This is a genomic window from Bernardetia sp. MNP-M8, from assembly GCF_037126285.1.
In the GTDB taxonomy this organism is placed as follows: domain Bacteria; phylum Bacteroidota; class Bacteroidia; order Cytophagales; family Bernardetiaceae; genus Bernardetia.
In genome coordinates this window covers 2,593,932-2,612,801 of sequence record NZ_CP147012.1, presented here as the reverse complement: position 1 = coordinate 2,612,801, position 18,870 = coordinate 2,593,932, and the positions used below count along the sequence as shown (strand labels likewise).

The following is an 18,870-nucleotide window of genomic DNA, read 5'->3' as shown; positions in this document are numbered from 1 at the left end:
TTTTGATTGAAAGCAAAGTCTAATCAATACAAATTTTTATTGATTAGACTTTGCTTTATTTTAATCTCAAAAAAACTTCTCCACTTTGGCTATCCTGTACTTGGAACTGAATTTTTGATTGAAACTCTAAAGGAATAGATACATTTTTCCCAATAACTACAAAATCTAATTGCTTTTCTTTAACAAAAAGCCACTTCAAAGAATCATTACACATTAACTTTTCATTTCTATTTTCTAGCTCAATTTTATTTTGCATTCTGTCTTTTAGCCAAACTGCAAAAATATCAGTTTCAGAAAACGAAGAAGTTGTTCTATCTTGGTAATTTATACAAGCCATATCTAAATTATAAAAGTGTTCTAAACCTTTTTTAAAAGCTAAATAACGACCTTCTATTTCAAAGTTTTCATTTCTATTAAATAAAATTTTATCATCATAATAAGTAGTAGAATGAAAAATAGCTCCTCGTTTCAATTCTTCTTTTTGTAGCAATTCTCTTTCAATACTATTCAAATAGTTCTGTGAATAAATTTGATTAGGCTCTATTTCTTTTAAAAACCAATGCAGTGTAAAACCAAACCCATAACAAAGTAAAATTACAAACACAATACTTACTTTGCTATTCAAATAACTCTGTTTTATAACAAAAATATAAATCAAACTAATTTGTACAAATGGCAAAATAAAATTTCTCAAAAATTGAAATCGTTCTTGATGAAATGGAAAAAGAAAATAAAAAAATATCCCTCCCAAAACTCCTCCAATAAAAAAAAGTAAGAATGTCGTTGGTGGAGACACCAACAACGGTAGATTGATAATTTTTATAAAAAAAATTTTAATTTCAGAATAAAATAGAATCAAAAAAGGAATATAAATCACAAAAAAACCAAATAAATAAATTGCTATTTCTTTAAAAATAGTAGCTAAGTTAATTTCACTTTCCGATAAAGCTAAAATAGAAACATCTGAACTCGTCACACTTTGAGAAGATTGTGTCAGATAATAAAACAAAAAATAGAAAAAAGGAATCACAAAAAAAGCTATCAGTTCTAGCTTGTATTTTTGTAGAAAAAGTATTTTTTGTTGATAGAATAAAAAACTTGCAATGAAAAAAAGTCCTGTCCAACATGCAGCCCAAAGTGTAGGAGAAATAATTGGAATCATAAAAATTATCCAAACGCAAGCTCTGTAATTTTTCTTTTGAAAGGATAGAAAAACAGCAATCCAAAAAAAATAATGTTCTGAAAGTCCTGTAAAAAGAGTATTTGTAAGCCAATAAGTAGATTGAAAACCTTTTACATCAGAATAAAAAGGAAGATAAATTCCACCTAAAAAAAGTAATCCAAATGCCCATATAAAAGTAGCTAGAGATATTTTTTTATCTCTTTTTTGTTCAAAAACAGCCACAATTCCTACCCAAGTACAGATTTGTAATAATGGAATCGTAAAAAGTGAATAAGCTACATAACCCGAAACAGAAAAAATTTTACTAAAAAATGCTGAAATCCACAATTCAAAATAATGATAAGGAGTAGTTCCCAAAACAGCTTTTGAATCTTGATGAAAAGCAAAAACAGTTTCATGAGAAGAGGTCAGTAATTTTTCAGATAAACGTCCATAGAAAAAAGAATCTTTTGATGGAATATGAAAATTAAAATCATTTTTTGCGTCAAAAATTGCAGAAATATCGAACACAAAAGCAGCATTCAAAAACCAGATTAAAATACTTCCCAAAAGCAGAACCAAAATATATTTCTTTTCTTTAAAAAAAGAGGTTGAAATTACTTTTTCAATACTTTGAGAAACAAAATATATTAAAAAAAATAATATTGGAATCATAATAATTTGAATAGTTTGTCCATTTTTAAAGAAAAATGAAGCAAAAACACTCAAAAAAGAAATACTAAAAAAGAGTAACCAAAAAAGAAAAGTCATATTTTAGAAAGAAATTAGCTAGTTTTGTAGTGTAGTAACGTGGGCTTTAGTCTGCGAAATAAAAAATATTTTTATTCTGAAATTAGTGTGAAAAGTCTTAGCAATTCTATAATAAATTCTATTTCTAGAATTATCTTATTAGTTATCTTATTTTTTACAGGGTTTTTGAGTGTTCAAAATTCTGCGATGGCTTCGTCTGTGTTACCTACTGTTGAATCTAGCTCAATTTATCAAACTTTGAGTGAAAAATGGGTAGTTTATGATGAAGATTTAGAGAGTTATGTTCCTTATTTACCAACAGTTCATAGTCAGTACAGAGCTTTACATTTGATTTTTGATTTCAATAAAAACCTCTCTGATTATAAGAATAATTATTTAGGCATTGCGTTGCCACAAGATGCAAAACTATTTTGGAATACTCGTTTTTCTTCTATTGTTACAGAAAAAGAATACATAGAAGTTTCGTTTGATAGCCTGATAAGTTTATATTCTGATAAAGAAAAATTTAAAAATTTTAATGGATTTTTAATGCTGACAGTTTACCAAGAAAAGCCTCAAAATCAAATCCTTGAAGCCTACTCTGCTTATATTCTCACTCAAAAAAATAGTTTTAGTGAAAGAAAAACAACTAAAAAAGAAGAAATAAATCCAATAACCCTACAAAAACCTAAATTACCTCTTCCAGATTGGATATTAATGATAAACTGGCTGATGGTTGGAATTATTGTTGTTTTTTCGGTCAGTATCTATCCTCTAGTTGGTAGAGAAGCATTTGGAGAATTTTGGAGTTATTTTTTCAGACCTGCCAAAGCTTTTAAAAGAACCGAACTATTACCTCAAATTGGGTATGTAATTTATTTTAGTTTGGTAATGGGTTTTGTATGGATTTTTTATAACTATGTAGAACTTTATGGAACAACTACAACTAACTTTTTTCTTATAAAAAACAGTCTATTTTCTTTTGTCTTAAATTGGCTTTATGCTGCTTTTTGGTGTTTGTGTATTGCTATTTTTAGGTTGTCTTGGATTCAATTGATGGGAAAACTTTTCTTCAAAAGTAGTCAGATTAGCGAGCAACATACACAGGCTCTTATCTTAGGAAATACATTTGCAATGAGTGTGATTTTTATAGTAACAATATTATTCTCTTTCTTAATTGACTCTTTTTATAGTCCTTCTTCAAGCACAATAATTAATACTACAAATAGTTCTTTCCTCTATTATTTTGTTCTTTCAGTAGCACTTTCTATTCTAACTCACAGTTTGTTAGTTAGTTATTATTTGTTTACACGAACAAATGCTGGTAAGTTGTATCTTTTTTCGTACCTTTGCGCCACCGAAATAATTCCCCTTTTGATAGTTTCAAAATGGATTATCTCAGTTTCTTAGTTTATTCTTAATTAAATTCTCCTATTTTAACAGTTTTTTAGATTAAATACAATTTTTCATTAAATTAATCAAACTACTGACTTAGATAAAAGACTTTTAATTAGGTTAGATTAATCTTTACAGTTTTAGAATAACCTCTAAATCTGTATTTCATAGTTTGTGTAAATATAAATTATTTTCTGAATAAATCATTATTTGATTAATGATTTATTGAAAAGAGAGACATATTTAGTTTATATAAACTGTTTTAGTCGTAGTTTTTATCAAACCAATTTTTGCAACGATATGGCAAACGAAGCGAATGCCTCACACCCAACACCTGCACCTAAGCAAATTCGTAGTGTACTGATTTCTCAACCTGCTCCTTTGACTGACAAATCTCCTTATCACGACCTTTCGCAAAGGTATAATGTAAAGGTAGATTTCAGACAATTTATTGAAGTGCAGCCTGTTTCTTTACGTGAATTTAGAAAGCAGCGTATCAATATTTTAGACCATACAGCAGTAATTTTCACAAGTAGAAATGCAGTGGATCATTTTTTTACGCTTTGTAAAGGGCTAAAAATTACTATTCCTGATGACATGAAATATTTTTGTGTTTCAGAACAAACAGCTATTTATCTTCCTAAATATATCAATCTTCGCAAACGTAAACTTTTTGTTGGTGAGCGTACAGCAGAAGACTTAAACAAAGTCATTGCCAAGCACAAGAAGGAAAAATTCTTATTCCCTTGTTCAGATATTCGTAGAGATGATATTCCTGGCTTTTTGAGAGAAAATAATATTGAGCATTCAGAAGCTGTTATCTATGCAACTGTTTCTAGTGATTTATCCGATTTGAAGAATGTAAATTATGATGTAATTGCATTTTTCAGTCCATCAGGAATCAAATCTTTATTTGATAATTTCCCTGATTTCAAACAAAAAACTACTCGTATTGCAGCCTTTGGTCCTACGACGGCACAAGCTGTTCGTGACCATAACTTGCGCTTAGATATTGAAGCACCTCTTCCAAATGCACCGTCTATGACAGGAGCAATCGAACAATATATTCGTAAAATGAAAGAAGAATTAGGGATTGAATAAGACAAAACAGGATTAAAATCCTGTTCAATTAATTAAAACCCAATTCTTCTATTATATTAAAAACTCTCTTCTCAACATTCAATTTATTTGACTTTTTGAGAAGAGAGTTTTTTGTTTCTATTTAGGAAGTTGTTTTAATTTTTTCTCCAAATAATAGATTTTGACTTGGCAGAAAGGGCTTAATTTTCCTTTTTTTGTTGTATTTGTTTTTTCTCCTGCCGTTGTTGGTGTCCTCACCAACGACAAACCAATCTAAGCCGAAGGATTCATAACCACACTATACACCGTTATAGAATTCAATTCTCTCCCAAAATAAAGTTTGTCTAGTGCTTCATACATATTTCTTGCACGAAAATAAGAAGTTTGTAATTCTCTATGTCCGTTATCTTCTTTTGAAACCCACTGAATTGTATAAGAACTATCACGCTCACGATAACTACGAACATATTCAAACATTTTTTTGAGGGCATCTAGTTTGTCTGTTCCGTGTTCAGTATGAAACAAAAAAGATTGATTGTGGCGAGGATTAACCGTAATTAAATTGAGTTTTATAGTTGTTCCTTCTTGAGAATAATCAAAAATAAGACTTCCATCAATTCCCAAATGGTCTTCTATTCCTTTCTGGATGCGTGCAGATTCTACGTGTATATCGTTTGGTGTCATTTTTTGTAAGTTTAATTTTCTTTGTTTTTTTAGTATTATCCGTAAAATTAAGAAAAAATGAAGAGAGATAGGAAAGAAAAAACGCCCTCTCTACTTTGATTATCTTTAGAATTCAAAAAAAATCAATAACAATTTCTCAGGATATGAAAAAATTACTTTTATGTATTGTCAAGACTATTATATATTGGTTTTAAAAGTATCATCATCTTTTTTCTGACATTCTTTTATCCACTCTTCTGCCTGTTCTTTATTTTTAAATAAGCGCATAATAAAAATACCTGCTGCTTTTTTTTCTAAATCTTGTGCAGAAAGTTTTCCAAAAATATCAGGAGATGTAATATGAGCCATGTAGCGTAAACCTGCTTCAATAGCTTGTGGCATCCAAAATTCTTGTATCCACTGATTGGCTTGTTGCCAAGGACCTACTAAATTTGTATTATCATTGATGATATAAGGACAATTATTTTCTTTAATTAAATCCAAGGCAACCAAACAGCCTGCTTTTACATTATTTACATTCACAAATCCAGTCCAATCTGCATAAAGACAATTTGTGTGAGCTTCTACATAAACTTCATAAAATACTTTTTCATCAGAATTTTTTAATGTTATCAAAATTATAGTGTTAGGGGTTGGTAAGGTAGTTAAAAAAATAATTGTGATTGTAAAACGTATTTTCATTAAAAATGGTTAGAAAAAAGAATTTACAGTCTATAAATGAGATAGATAACGTAAAAATTAAGCAAAATCCAAATAAAAAACAATATAAAACACTGTTATAAACTTAACCATTCTATACTCAATTTAAGGCATTAAAAACGTTGTCAAATTACCTATTTTTTCGTAACTTGCAGAGTTGTTTTTCAAGGAAATTTTATCACAAAAACAACTGAAAAATTATTATTCTAACGCAAAATTTTATCTTGTGTTTTCTATTTAGTTAGTAAGCATATACTTACAAAAGAGAACATCCAAGCAAATGCTTGAATGAGAAATTAGAATCAAGAATTTCAATTTAATATAGTTTTATTACTAGATAATATATGGCAGATATAGAAAATGGTTCAGAAGACCTGTTAGATGATGGAAACAGTAATATCATTCCTGTAAGTATTGAGGACGAAATGCGAACGGCATACATTGATTATTCGATGTCCGTTATTGTTTCTCGTGCTTTACCTGATGTACGTGATGGTTTAAAACCTGTCCACCGTAGAGTGTTGTATGGAATGTCAGATTTGGGAGTTTATCACAATAAAGCTTACAAAAAATCGGCTCGTATTGTAGGTGAGGTTTTGGGTAAGTACCACCCTCATGGCGATTCGTCTGTTTATGAAACGATGGTTCGTATGGCGCAGGAGTGGTCGCTTCGTTATATGCTCGTCGATGGACAAGGAAACTTTGGCTCTATTGATGGTGATAATGCAGCAGCTATGCGTTATACAGAGGCACGTATGCAGCGTTTGGCTGAAGAAATGTTGGCAGATTTGAACAAAGAAGTGGTAGATTTTATTCCAAACTTTGATGATTCCTTAACAGAGCCTTCTGTTTTACCAGGAAAATTACCTAACCTTTTGGTAAATGGTTCGTCTGGTATTGCTGTTGGTATGGCTACCAATATGGCTCCTCACAACCTTACAGAAGTCATTGATGGAATTATTGAGTATATCAAAAATCCAGAAATTACAGTTGAGGAACTTACAAAATTTGTAATTGCACCTGATTTTCCAACTGGAGGAATTATTTACGGCTACACAGGAGTAAAAAAAGCATTAGAAACTGGACGTGGAAGAATTGTGATGCGTGCCGTTGCAACTATACACACGGACAAAAATAATCGTGAACAGATTATTGTAACAGAAGTTCCATATCAAACCAATAAAGCAAGTTTGATAGAAAAAACGGCTGCTATGGTTAACGAAAAGCGTATTGAAGGAATTTCTGCTATTCGTGATGAGTCAGATAGAAATGGTTTGCGTATCGTTTATGATATTAAGCGTGATTCGATGGCAAATGTAGTTTTGAATCAGCTTTTCAAATATACAGGACTTCAAACTTCTTTTAGTGTAAACAATGTTGCACTTGTGAAAGGTCGTCCAAGAATTTGTAATCTTAGAGATTTAATTAGTTATTATGTCGAACACAGACACGAAATTGTTGTTCGCAGAACAGAATATGACCTTAGAGAAGCTAAAAAACGTCTTCATATCTTAGAAGGTCTTTTGAAAGCTCTTGATGTAATTGATTTAGTAATTGCGACAATTCGTAGCTCAAAAGATGCCGAAGAAGCAAGAAATGTTTTGACAGGTGAAGGACAAATGAATACTGAAAGTCGTTTCTTCAAGGACATTGCTGTTCCAAGTGGTTTTGTATTTGATTTTTCAGAAATTCAAGCTAAAGAAATTTTGGGAATGCGTCTTCAACGTCTTACAGGACTAGAACGCAACAAAATCCAAAACGAACACGACGCACTTGTTTTGACAGTAGAAGATTACGAAGATATTTTAGCTAGAGTAGAACGTCGTATGGAAATTATTACGGAGGAACTACTTGAACTTAGAGAAAAATATGGTGATGAGCGTCGTACTCAAATTGTTCATAGTGCAGAAGATATTGATATTGAAGATTTGATTGCTGAACAAGAAATGGTAATTACTATTTCTAATGAAGGTTATATCAAACGTACTTCTTTATCAGAATACAAATCACAAGCCCGTGGTGGAAAAGGCTCAAAAGGAGCAACTACAAAAGCAGATGATTTTGCAGAACACTTGTTTGTAGCTTCTACACACAATTATTTATTGATTTTTACAGACTATGGAAAAGTATATTGGTTAAAAGTATATGCCATTCCAGAAGGCTCAAAAACATCAAAAGGTCGCCCACTTCAAAACCTTATTTCGATAGAAACAGGCGAAAAAGTACAGACTGTTATTAATGTAAAAAGTCTGAAAGACGAAGATTATATAAATAACAATAATCTAATTTTCTGTACTAAAAAAGGACAAATCAAGAAAACAGTTTTGGAAGCCTACTCTCGTCCTCGTCAAAATGGAATTAATGCCATTACGATTAATGAAGGCGATGCACTTTTAGATGTTCGTTTGACAGATGGAAACAACGAAATTATTATGGCTGTTGGTTCGGGTCGTGCAATTCGTTTCAACGAAACACAAGTCCGTCCGATGGGAAGAACAGCATCAGGAGTTCGTGGAATTTCTGTAAAAGAAGGTGATGAAGTAATTGGAATGGTTTGTCTGAACCGTCCAGATTCAAATCTATTAGTCGTTTCTGAAAAAGGATATGGAAAACGCTCCGATGTAGAAGATTATAGAGTTATCAAACGTGGTGGAAAAGGAGTAACTACTCTCAAAATCACAGAAAAAACAGGTACTTTGATTGCCATAAAAGAAGTAATCGATACCGACCATTTAATGATTAGTAGAAAATCGGGTGTCATGATTCGTTTTGCAGTTTCCGAACTTCGTACTATGGGACGTGCTACACAAGGCGTTCGTCTGATAAATTTAGCAGAAGGAGACCAAATAGCTTCTGTTGCTAAAATTGAACACATAGAAGAAGAGTTAGAAGATATTTTATTGGAAGAAGGAATGGAAAATCCAAATACAGAGGTAAATGGAGAAATTGCTACAAATCTTGCTAATGAAGCCAATAATTCTGAAAATGGAAGTCATTCTGAAAATGATGATACAGAAGCTGATGAAAATTCAGAAGGTGTAGAATAATTTTTTTTTGCATTATACTTGCATTAACTTTGGAAGTTCTATTTTTGTAAAGGAAATAGAACTTCTATTTTTTTATAAAAAATCAATTTCAAAATAATATCACACCTATTTTAACGTGTGATGAATCCAATAATTCAAACTCATTTTATACAATGACAAAATCAATTTTAAAATCAATAATAGTAGGAACTGCATTTGTAACAGGTTCATTTCTTACAAATGAAACTATTGCACAAAATGGAGCTTTAACCAGTGCTGAATTTTTTGCAACGCCTCAAGAAGGAAATTACGAAAAAGCACTAGAAAAAGTTCGTCAAGCAACTTATCATAAGAAAACAGAAGGAAAAGCTAGAACTTGGTATACAAGAGCAAAAGTTTTTACTGCTATTGTTGAAGCAGGAGTAGAAGATAAAGAAGTAGCAGCTCTCGTAGAGAATCCAATAGATAGTGCTTTTGCTTCCATGACAAAGGCATTAGAAGTAGAAAAAGCCGAAGGAGATGATAAATATACTAAACGAATAGAAGATCCAGCTTTTCAAAGTGATTTAGGAATGGAAACAGGTTTACAAGCTCGCTTGAAAAATGCTATTCTTAATAACGTACAGAAATACCAAGATGCAGAAGACTTTGTGAAAGCTTACGAAACAATGCTTCCTCTTGCTACTTATCTTTCTACTGATACCACAAACTTGATTTATACTGCTTACTTTGCTAATAAAGCTGAAAAACTAGATAAATCAGCTTTTTTTTATGAAAAACTTGGCAACATAGAAGAATATACAGGTGCAGTAGACGCTTATCAATCAGCTGCTTATTCCTATTATAAATTAGAAGATAGTACAAACTTTCTTAGAGTATTAGAAAAAGGAGCTGAACGTTTTCCTCAAGAACCTTATTTCATAACTAATGCTGCTGATGTATATATTCAACAAGAAAACTATGATAAAGCCATCGAAATGTTACAAAAGGCAGAAGCAATAGCTCCTGATGATGTAAGACAATTAACTATATTAGCTCGTCTTTATGATCAACTTGAACAAAAAGACAAAGCATTTGAATATTATGAAAAAATTTATAAATTAGATCCACAAGATGAAGAAGCTATTCGTGCTTTGGGTGTTGGGTACTATCAAATTGCTGGAGATTTGTATCGTGAACTAGAAGATGAAGCAAAAAAGTCAAAAGACAAGAAAATAAACAAAGAAGATGCTAGATATAAAAAAATGATTACCTATGCAGATAAATCTATTCCTTATTTGATGGCTTATAAAGATTTGACAGATGAAAAATCTGCTGTTTATAGTACACTAATGAATCTCTATATGTATAAAGGAGATGAAGTAAATGAAGATAAAATGAGAAAATTAGCAGAAAAGAAATAAGTAACTTTTCTTGCAAATATTTTCTTACATAACAAAAATCCTATTTGCGTAAAAATAAGTAGGATTTTTTTTATTCGATAAGACGAAAATAAATATACGCACAAAAAAAAGATGATACTTCCAAAGGCTGCATCATCTTCCACTACTCACTAACTATGGCTACTGTAATTTAGAAAACTACATAGCCAACAAAAGATTTTTGTATCTATAAATTATTTATATTAAAATAATTTGAAATTTCTTTTTTAACTTACCTACTCTATTTTTCTTTAAAACAAACTTCCTAAATCTATCATTTAGGAAGTTGTTAGGAATTGTTAGGTTGTAAGTTAGAAGATTTCAAAACATAGTAGTTTTGCGCTTCTATTTCTATGACCCACTAAGTAGGCAATAAGGTTGCATAGATTATTTATTTTTTTTAAAAAACTCAAAATAACTTGATACAATACATAAAAGCATAGAATAAAGTAGGTTAAAACTAAATAGGTGATTCTCTAAATGGGTTTGATAAACGAATAGAATCAGAATAGTATTTGGCTTTTTTAGAAAAATTCAAAAGTATTTACACTAAAATATTGCAACAAACAAAGAAATTATGTATTATTGGTTAGAGTAAGCGATAAAGCATCTATTTTTATGTAAAATTATCTACTTACCCTGCTCATTTAAAAAAATAAAGCCTAAAAAAGATAATTAAATAATTTTTATTTTGAATGCAATAAAATTATACTTATATTTAAAAACTTCTTAAATCATTTCATTAAAAACAAAAGAAGTTTATTTTTTACTAAAAGTTATTAAAATAGTATGGCAGAACTCCTCAAAATACACCCAGATAATCCACAAGAAAGTAAAATCCAAAAAATAGTCGAAACGCTAAAAAATGGTGGTGTAATTATATATCCTACTGATACAGTTTATGGCATAGGTTGTGACTTTACAAATGCAAAAGCAGTTGAGAAAGTATGTAAAATTAAGGGCATTGACCCGAAAAAAATGCACCTTTCTTTTATTTGTTATGATTTAAGTGATATTAGTTTGTATGCTCATAGAGTAAGCAATCACGTTTTTAAAGTTATGAAAAAAGCTCTACCAGGGGCATTTACTTTTATTTTAGATTCAAGTAATAAAGTTCCAAAAGTAGGTGGAGTAAAGAAAAATCAAGTAGGTATTCGTGTTCCTGACCATAAAATTCCAAGGATGATTGTTCAAGAATTGGGAAATCCTATCGTAACTACTTCTGTTTATGATAAGGATGGAAAACCAATGACAGACCCTTCGCTTATGAAAGAAGAGTATGAACATTTAGTAGATATTGTTATTGATGCAGGAATGGGCGAAATTCAGCCTTCTACTGTTATTCGTTGTATAGAAGATAACATTATTTTGCTTCGCCAAGGACTTGGAGATATAGAAAAATTTGCTGATGTTCTTTCAAAAGAAGAAGCAGAATCGCTCCTAGTAGAAGAAGAATAAAAAAAAGAAATTGTAAGATTAGATTTTTCATTTTTGATTTTGTTTTAGTGAATAGAAAAACCACTACTTTTTTGAGGTAGTGGTTTTTTTGTTTCGTACTTTTGTATTTTCAATAGGAAGTTGTTTTAGATTTTTAGTGTATGTTTGTTGGTGTCGCTACGCTAAAACACCAACAAAGGCTATGTTCTTTTTTCTTAAACAACTTCTAGGACAACAAACCTTTTCAACAAAAAATATACTAATTATGAAACCTCAAATTCTGCAAAACATCTCTTTACAGTCTTACAATACGTTTGGAATAAACTGCACAGCCAAAAATTTTATAGAAGTAAAAACAGTTGATGAATTACTGGAGGTTTTAGAATTTGCAGAGCAAAAAAAATATCCTTCTATTCTTGTATTGGGAGGAGGAAGTAATATTTTGTTTTTGAAAGATTTTGAAGGATTGGTAATCAAAAATTCTATTACAGGAATAGAAGTAATAGAAGAGAATGAAGAAAATACAACTCTTTATGTATCAGCAGGCGAAAATTGGCATCAGTTTGTGCTTTTCTGTTTGGAACATAATTATGGAGGAATAGAAAATTTATCACTCATTCCAGGGACTGTTGGAGCTGCACCAATGCAGAATATTGGAGCATACGGAGTAGAAATTCGTGATGTTGTCGAAAGAGTAAAAGTAATTGATAGAAAAACAAAAAAGACTTTTTGGATTTCAAATAACGAATGTCAATTTGGCTATCGTAGTAGTATTTTTAAACATCAAGCAAAAGACAAATACATTATTATTGGTGTAGAGTTTAGATTGACTACAAAAAACCATACTCTAAATACATCTTATGGAGCAATTCAAGAGGCTTTAGAAAATGATAGTCCAACAATTCAAGAGATAAGCAAAGCAATCATTTCTATCAGAGAATCGAAGTTACCCAACCCAAAAGAGATTGGAAATGGGGGAAGTTTTTTCAAAAACCCTGAAATTCCGAGTAATCAATTTGAAAAATTAAAAGAAGAGTTTCCTTCTATTGTTGGTTATTCTATTTCTGATAAAATAACAAAAGTTCCTGCTGGTTGGCTAATTGAACAATGTGGTTGGAAAGGAAAAGTAGTTGGAAATACAGGCGCACACAAAAATCAAGCTCTCGTTTTGGTAAATTATGGCAATGCAAAAGGAGAAGAAGTTTGGAATTTGGCCAAAGAAATTCAAAAGTCTGTTTTTGATAAATTTGGAGTGCACATAGAACCTGAAATTAATATTATTGGGGTAGAAAATCAATGAATATATCCATGTGTTTTTGTTATTTCCTCAGACAAATTTCCCTCCAATAACTAAAAGCCCGACACCTATCAATATAATACTAATCGTTGAAACATAACCTTTATCCCAAAGAAAAATAGAAAGCCCTATTCCTGCCGAAATACATACTAATCCTATCACTAAGTTTGCACTCAAAAAGTGTCCTTTTTTCTTATTTTTATCTAACTCTTCAAGTTCTGCTACTATTTCACGCATCAACTCTTTATCCTGAGTTTCAGCTTTTAAATGCAAAATAATATCTGTATAAGAACGATTATAGCCTTTCAAAATTAAAGCGTCTTTTAAGAGCTTTTCTTTCAAAATTTTTCTTTCCTCAGAAGTGATATTTTGTGAATTATCTTCAAGTTGTTCCATTTTAGTAATAGGATTAGTGTTTTATGGTTAGAATTTAGAGAAGTTGTGGCACTCATTTTTATATCATTATCAAAAACAAAACTAGCGTAATTTTTTGAAACTCAACCCAAAAACCTCTAATTTTCACTCCTGTTTTCGTAAATACTCTTAAAGTCCTCAATGTAAGTGGGTTAAAGTTTGTTAAGTGCATTTTTAAAGAATAAGGATTGCTTTATTTTGTATAAATTAATATCAGAAACAAAGGTGTAGACATCAATATCCTTTGTAAATAAATAAAAAATCTGACCCTCAAAAATAATTTATTTGAAAATACATTTACCTCTCATAATAAAGTAGCATAAAAAAGCGCAAAGTAATGAGCGAAGAGGAAATACTTATAAAAAGATACAACTATTATGAAAATAGAAGGATTAGTAGGCGCAAAACAAGTACGCTATATTATTGCTCTTATGAGTTTGGCAATGGTCGGACTTATAGGACTACAGTTTTATTGGATAACTACAACCATAACACTTAATAAATCTCGTTTCAAACAAAACGTTCATCAAGCACTTGAAAAAGTAGCTACTCGTTTGGAAAAACATGAAGCTATTTATGTAATGAAAAGTAATGCAGACCAAATGAGTGGACAGCTTATTTCTACGCTAGATTCAATTACAAAAGCACAAAATACTAATTCGGCACTTACTTATGAACTTCAGTTTCAAGTAAAAAACGGAATAACATCTACACAACAAAGTACAGAAATTATTCTTGAGCCGATGAAAAGATATGATATACGAGACCCAAAAATGATTTGGGAAGAAACACAACGTAGAAAAGTAAATAGGTCTCAGATTTTGTCTGTAATTGCTGAAAAGTTATTTTTTCAAAATCAAGAAAAACCAATTCAACAACGTACTAGTCGCCCTGTTATTGATTCTATTTTGAGAGAAGAAATGCACAATAAAGGAATTGCATTAGAGTATGATTTTGCTGTCTTTAATCACTCTCAGAAAAGTTGGTTTTTTGCTTCTCCTTCTACAAGTAGTGAGTGTTTGGTAGAAACAAATTATTGCACCAAACTTTTTCCGAATGATATGCATAACCCAGATAATTTATTATGTGTTTATTTTCCTACTGAATCTAAATATTTGATGGGAAAAATGGCAATGATATTATCTTCTTCTATTATTTTTATTGGCGTAATTATTCTTTGTTTTGCTGCTGCAATTTATACGATTATTCGTCAGAAAAAAGTATCAGAAGTTACCAACGACTTTATCAATAATATGACTCATGAGTTCAAAACTCCTATTGCAACTATTTCTCTTGCTCGTGAGATTTTACAAGACCCTAGTGTTCAACAAAATTCAGAAAAAACGAATCGTTATTTGGGAGTTATTGCAGATGAGAGCAAACGACTTAGTTCTCAGGTAGAAAATGTATTACAGGCTGCAAAACTAGATAGAAAAGATTTAAAACTAAATTTCAAATCTTTAGATATTCATCAAATTATAGAAAAAGTAATCCGTAATAGTGCTGTGCAGGTAGAAAACAGAGGAGGAAAAATTTTTACAGATTTGAAAGCAACTCAAACGCTAGTTGAAGGAGACCAAGTTCATATTACAAGTATTATATCGAATCTAATAGACAATGCAAATAAATATTCGCCCAATACTCCACGTATAGAAGTACAAACTCAAAATACTTCAAATGGAATTGAAATCAAATTTATTGATGAAGGACAAGGAATTCCGAAGAAAGTAGTTAGCAAAATTTTTGATAAATTCTACCGAGTGCCAACAGGCAACGTACACAATGTAAAAGGGTTTGGATTAGGACTTAGCTACGTAAAATCTATGGTAGAAGCACATCACGGAACAATTAGTGTAGAAAGTGAAATGGAAAAAGGTTCTGTCTTTACAATCAAGCTGCCTTTTAAACAACCTGTTTAGAAAATGGGGAGGTGGGAATTAGGATATGGGTAATAATGAAAATAATACGTTTTTGCTTTCAGTGTAATTTTTAGTTCCAATTCACATATCCTATTTGCCACTTTACACTCTTAATCCTAAAATTGTCATATCATCTCGTTGAGGTTCATCATTTTTAAAGGTTTCAAACTCTTTTAGAAGTTCTATTTTTTGAGTAGCAAAAGGATGTTCTTTTATATGTTCTAAGAACTGTGTTAATTTTTGAGTTCCATATTTTGCTCTATCTGGATTATTTTGGTCTGCAAATCCATCTGTTGTGAGATAGAGAATATCACCTGCTTGTAAGTGAATAGTGTGTGTTACAAATTGTTGATTTTCTTGTTTTTGTTTTCCTCCTATACTCCGATTATTTCCTCTTATCTTCAAAAATTCACCTCCTTGTACATAATAAAGAGGACGATGCGCTCCTGCAAAAGTTACTTGTTTTCCTAAATCTGTATTTTCAATGGCACAAATAGCCACTTCCATTCCATCATCATTTTTTCCTTCATTTTGTTTTAAGGCATGCTGAATTTCTAAATGTAAAACTTCCAAAATCATGGCTGGGTCATAGATTTTACTTTGTCCAATGATTTTATTCAAAAGTGTTTGTCCAATCATCGACATAAATGCTCCTGGTACTCCATGTCCTGTACAATCTACCACAGCTACAAATGTTTTTCGTTTCTTACGATACACCCAATAAAAATCTCCAGAAACTACTTTTTGAGGTTTGTAAATAGCAAAACTATCTAGAAAATATTCATTTAATTCACTTTCAGTTGGCAAAACAGCATCTTGAATCTGACGGGCATATCGAATCGAATCCATTATCTGAACCTGAGAACGCTCAATTTCTTCACTCTTTTCTTTTGTTTCCTGCAAACTGTTTTGTATTTTGTTTAGCATTAAGCCAAAATCTTTTGAGAGCCAACCTATTTCATCACTTGTAATTATGGGTTTGATAGAATACTGTTCTGAAAAATCATTTTTTATTACTTTATGAATAGAATTTGACAACTGACGAACAGGCAAACTCAGTTTTTTACTAATTAAATAACTGACAAACATTCCCAAAACAAAACACAACAGAACGACAGCTCCTAATGTATATTTTATTCTGTATGTGATTTCTTGTGCCTGTACTTCTCCTGCTTTATTTATTTCTGCAATAATATCAGCAATTTGATAGGCTTTTTGCTGCGTTTGATAGCGCATTCCTTCATGAATATTGAGTCCAATTTGTTTTTCATAATCTACCATATCCAAAAAAGCATATTGATAGTTTCTTAGTAAGTCTAACATTTCTTTCTGCCTTTCTTTGTCTTGTATAGTTTCTCTAATTTCAGCTCGTAAATCTTGAACAGCAAGGGAAAGTTTATTTATATATTCTTCTTCTTTACGAATCATAAAATCTTTTTCGTGCCTTCTAATCATTAGTAATTTTTCTCTTTTAAAAGGCAAATCAGAATTTTCTATTTTATGAATAAACTTACGCATCTGTCCTACTTTTCCATAGTCTTTATGTCCTTTTCGTTGAATAATCTGAACTAATCGCTCAAAAATCACTTCATATTCTCCTACTGATTTCTTTAGTTTGAATAATTTTTTATCAATATCTTCATTTCGTAATTCTTTCCTGTTTTTTAAAACTATCAAACCATTCTGAATGTCATATAATTTTTTGGTTCGAATATCCAAATACTCACTTTGTCCCGTTTCAAAAAAAGCTGTATTGATAGTTTCATACGTAAAAAAATCTTTTTCTACACCACTAAGTGTCTGAATATCAATGTGAAGTTGAGTAAGTAAGTCTGTAATGTTTTCTATCCGTTCTTGCTTTTCATAAAACATAAAAATAGCACCAATAATAAGTGCTGTTAGAAGCAAATAAACGCTAAAATAGAGTTGTAGCTTGTTTTTGATACCTCTAAATTTTTTATTTGATTGAACAGAAGTCGTAAATTTTTGAGTCATTTCCTTCAAATTATAATCGTACTATAAGCTGGTAATTATTGCCTTATTAGGTTTTATTTCTTGACTACAAAATTACTAGGAACAGGATTCAAAAACTCAAAAAATAGATTACGAAATAATTACCCTTTTATAAATTTGAGGAAATAATAGTTCAATTACCTAAATTTTGAATATTAAAATTAGATTTATAAAAGAATTTATAATACTTTTTATATTAAAAAATGACTGTATTATTTTTGCTTGAAAGTTTTGTAACCAAATTGTTACAACTAATAACTGAAAAAATAACAAAACCCTAAAATCAATCCAAATTATAAATTAAATTGATTTTAGGGGTTTAGAAAAAGAGAATTTCATTAATAAACCTTATCACAGTTTGCATTAAGGTAGTTCAGACATCTTGTATGAACATAAAATCAGTATTTTATCCTATTCAACAGTTTGGAAGACTGCTATACAAAAATATTCATGATAAACTTTAATAATTAATCACTTATAATTAACCATTATTTTTTTCATCTTCTTTAATATCACGCTCTAGTTCTGCCATAAAAACAGCATCAACAGATTCTGCTACTGTTGGAATGATATTCAAAACGCTATCTAATTTTGAAATTGTCATGAGTTTCATAACGTGGTCGCTAACAGCAGCAAGAGCCAAATACCCGTTGATTTGCTCAGAAAGGCGTTTTGCTACCAAAATAGAGCTAAGTCCAGATGAATCTACATACTTAATATCGCCCATATCAAAGATAAGATTAATCATTCCAGACTGATACAACGTAAAAAATTCGGTTTTTAATTTGGGTGCAATTGAAGAGTCTAGTTTTTCTTCTTGCAACTTAAATACAGTATATTGTTCTTGTTTGTTGAGTGTAAATTTCATACTATTTTTTTATAAAAATGAATAGGGAGTAGGAATCAAAAAATGGTTTTGAATAATATACGAAATAATTTTTTGAAAATTTAATCATCTCTCAAAAAATCAAATCGTTTTGTTTGTCTAGCAAGTTACAAAAAAACCTCAAAACCTCTCTATTGTTTAAACCTTGTTTTTTAGTCTTTTCTAAATTAACATTTACAGTGCTTTCCATTTATTCCTTTCAATTTTTTTTTTGACTTTTCTTTATTTTTATTGTCTCATAGTTTGTGAAAGTTGTAGATAAGTCGTATTTTTGCGCTCTTTATACGGTTCTTATTTAATTAGGAACTGTAGAAGACAAAAATCTTTATTTTAGTAAGATTAAAGGTTTTATCAAAAGAAATCAGTTCAAAAAATCGTAAAATCAAATTGTATTTTGATACAATAAGATGAAAACGAATAATCAAGAAAAGCACAAAAAACGAATACTTTACAAGTAAAAAAATTAAACATTAATTTGTAAATCGTTACTAATCATTAGATTATTATCGTAATTTTTAATTCGTAATTCGTAATTGTTTCCAACTTTTCATCAGGCTTTTATTTTATTCCTCTCATAAAATCAAAGCTCTGTAATTTAATAAACGGATTGCTCTATTTTTATTAAATTTAGGATTGAAATTAGGTTTTTTATTTAATCACAAAGAATTCTTTTTAATCAGATGATTT

13 protein-coding genes are annotated in these 18,870 nt (G+C 30.3%); 7 read left to right on the top strand and 6 right to left on the bottom strand.

Annotated elements, in window-relative coordinates; all coding sequences use genetic code 11:
* Positions 1-55 precede the first annotated feature (55 nt).
* On the bottom strand, positions 56-1,933 hold the full coding sequence (locus V9L04_RS10760) for a hypothetical protein (RefSeq protein WP_338794144.1): 1,878 nt from the start codon (positions 1,931-1,933) through the stop codon (positions 56-58).
* A 165-nt stretch (positions 1,934-2,098) separates the two neighbouring features.
* Between V9L04_RS10760 and V9L04_RS10755 the strand changes: the two genes are divergently transcribed.
* Together V9L04_RS10755 and V9L04_RS10750 are read left to right on the top strand one after the other, a co-directional pair.
* Positions 2,099-3,322 carry a DUF4271 domain-containing protein gene (locus V9L04_RS10755; RefSeq protein ID WP_338794143.1) on the top strand — a complete coding sequence of 408 codons (1,224 nt, stop codon included), beginning with the start codon at positions 2,099-2,101 and terminating at the stop codon, positions 3,320-3,322.
* Positions 3,323-3,607: 285 nt separating this feature from the next.
* The gene (locus V9L04_RS10750) at positions 3,608-4,408 is read left to right on the top strand and encodes a uroporphyrinogen-III synthase (RefSeq protein WP_338794142.1); all 801 of its coding nucleotides are present in this window, start codon (positions 3,608-3,610) and stop codon (positions 4,406-4,408) included.
* A gap of 252 nt (positions 4,409-4,660) precedes the next feature.
* Here V9L04_RS10750 and V9L04_RS10745 read toward each other — a convergent pair whose 3' ends face one another.
* Both V9L04_RS10745 and V9L04_RS10740 read right to left on the bottom strand, forming a co-directional pair.
* Positions 4,661-5,071, bottom strand: coding sequence for a hypothetical protein (locus tag V9L04_RS10745; protein ID WP_338794141.1), 411 nt, complete (start codon positions 5,069-5,071; stop codon positions 4,661-4,663).
* Positions 5,072-5,248: 177 nt separating this feature from the next.
* Entirely contained in the window at positions 5,249-5,686 is a 438-nt protein-coding gene (locus V9L04_RS10740; RefSeq protein ID WP_338794140.1) for a hypothetical protein, read from the bottom strand.
* 428 nt (positions 5,687-6,114) lie between these two features.
* Here V9L04_RS10740 and gyrA point away from each other — a divergent pair, with 428 nt between their 5' ends.
* From gyrA to murB, 4 genes are all read left to right on the top strand, one after another.
* Entirely contained in the window at positions 6,115-8,817 is a 2,703-nt protein-coding gene (gene gyrA, locus V9L04_RS10735) for a DNA gyrase subunit A (protein ID WP_338794139.1), read from the top strand.
* A 152-nt stretch (positions 8,818-8,969) separates the two neighbouring features.
* The gene (locus V9L04_RS10730) at positions 8,970-10,199 is read left to right on the top strand and encodes a tetratricopeptide repeat protein (protein ID WP_338794138.1); all 1,230 of its coding nucleotides are present in this window, start codon (positions 8,970-8,972) and stop codon (positions 10,197-10,199) included.
* A gap of 807 nt (positions 10,200-11,006) precedes the next feature.
* Positions 11,007-11,675 (top strand): L-threonylcarbamoyladenylate synthase, encoded by a 669-nt coding sequence (locus V9L04_RS10725; RefSeq protein WP_338794137.1) that lies wholly within the window; start codon positions 11,007-11,009, stop codon positions 11,673-11,675.
* A gap of 244 nt (positions 11,676-11,919) precedes the next feature.
* On the top strand, positions 11,920-12,954 hold the full coding sequence (murB, locus tag V9L04_RS10720) for a UDP-N-acetylmuramate dehydrogenase (RefSeq protein ID WP_338794136.1): 1,035 nt from the start codon (positions 11,920-11,922) through the stop codon (positions 12,952-12,954).
* Positions 12,955-12,981: 27 nt separating this feature from the next.
* Here murB and V9L04_RS10715 read toward each other — a convergent pair whose 3' ends face one another.
* Positions 12,982-13,347: a hypothetical protein gene (locus V9L04_RS10715; RefSeq protein WP_338794135.1), complete on the bottom strand. Its 366-nt coding sequence runs from the start codon at positions 13,345-13,347 to the stop codon at positions 12,982-12,984.
* Positions 13,348-13,742: 395 nt separating this feature from the next.
* Between V9L04_RS10715 and V9L04_RS10710 the strand changes: the two genes are divergently transcribed.
* Positions 13,743-15,284, top strand: a complete 1,542-nt coding sequence (locus V9L04_RS10710) for a HAMP domain-containing sensor histidine kinase (protein WP_338794134.1) — start codon at positions 13,743-13,745, stop codon at positions 15,282-15,284.
* Between the two features lie 102 nt (positions 15,285-15,386).
* Here V9L04_RS10710 and V9L04_RS10705 read toward each other — a convergent pair whose 3' ends face one another.
* On the bottom strand, positions 15,387-17,279 hold the full coding sequence (locus tag V9L04_RS10705; protein WP_338794133.1) for a SpoIIE family protein phosphatase: 1,893 nt from the start codon (positions 17,277-17,279) through the stop codon (positions 15,387-15,389).
* 499 nt (positions 17,280-17,778) lie between these two features.
* Entirely contained in the window at positions 17,779-18,165 is a 387-nt protein-coding gene (locus tag V9L04_RS10700; RefSeq protein ID WP_338794131.1) for an STAS domain-containing protein, read from the bottom strand.
* Positions 18,166-18,870: the final 705 nt, after the last annotated feature.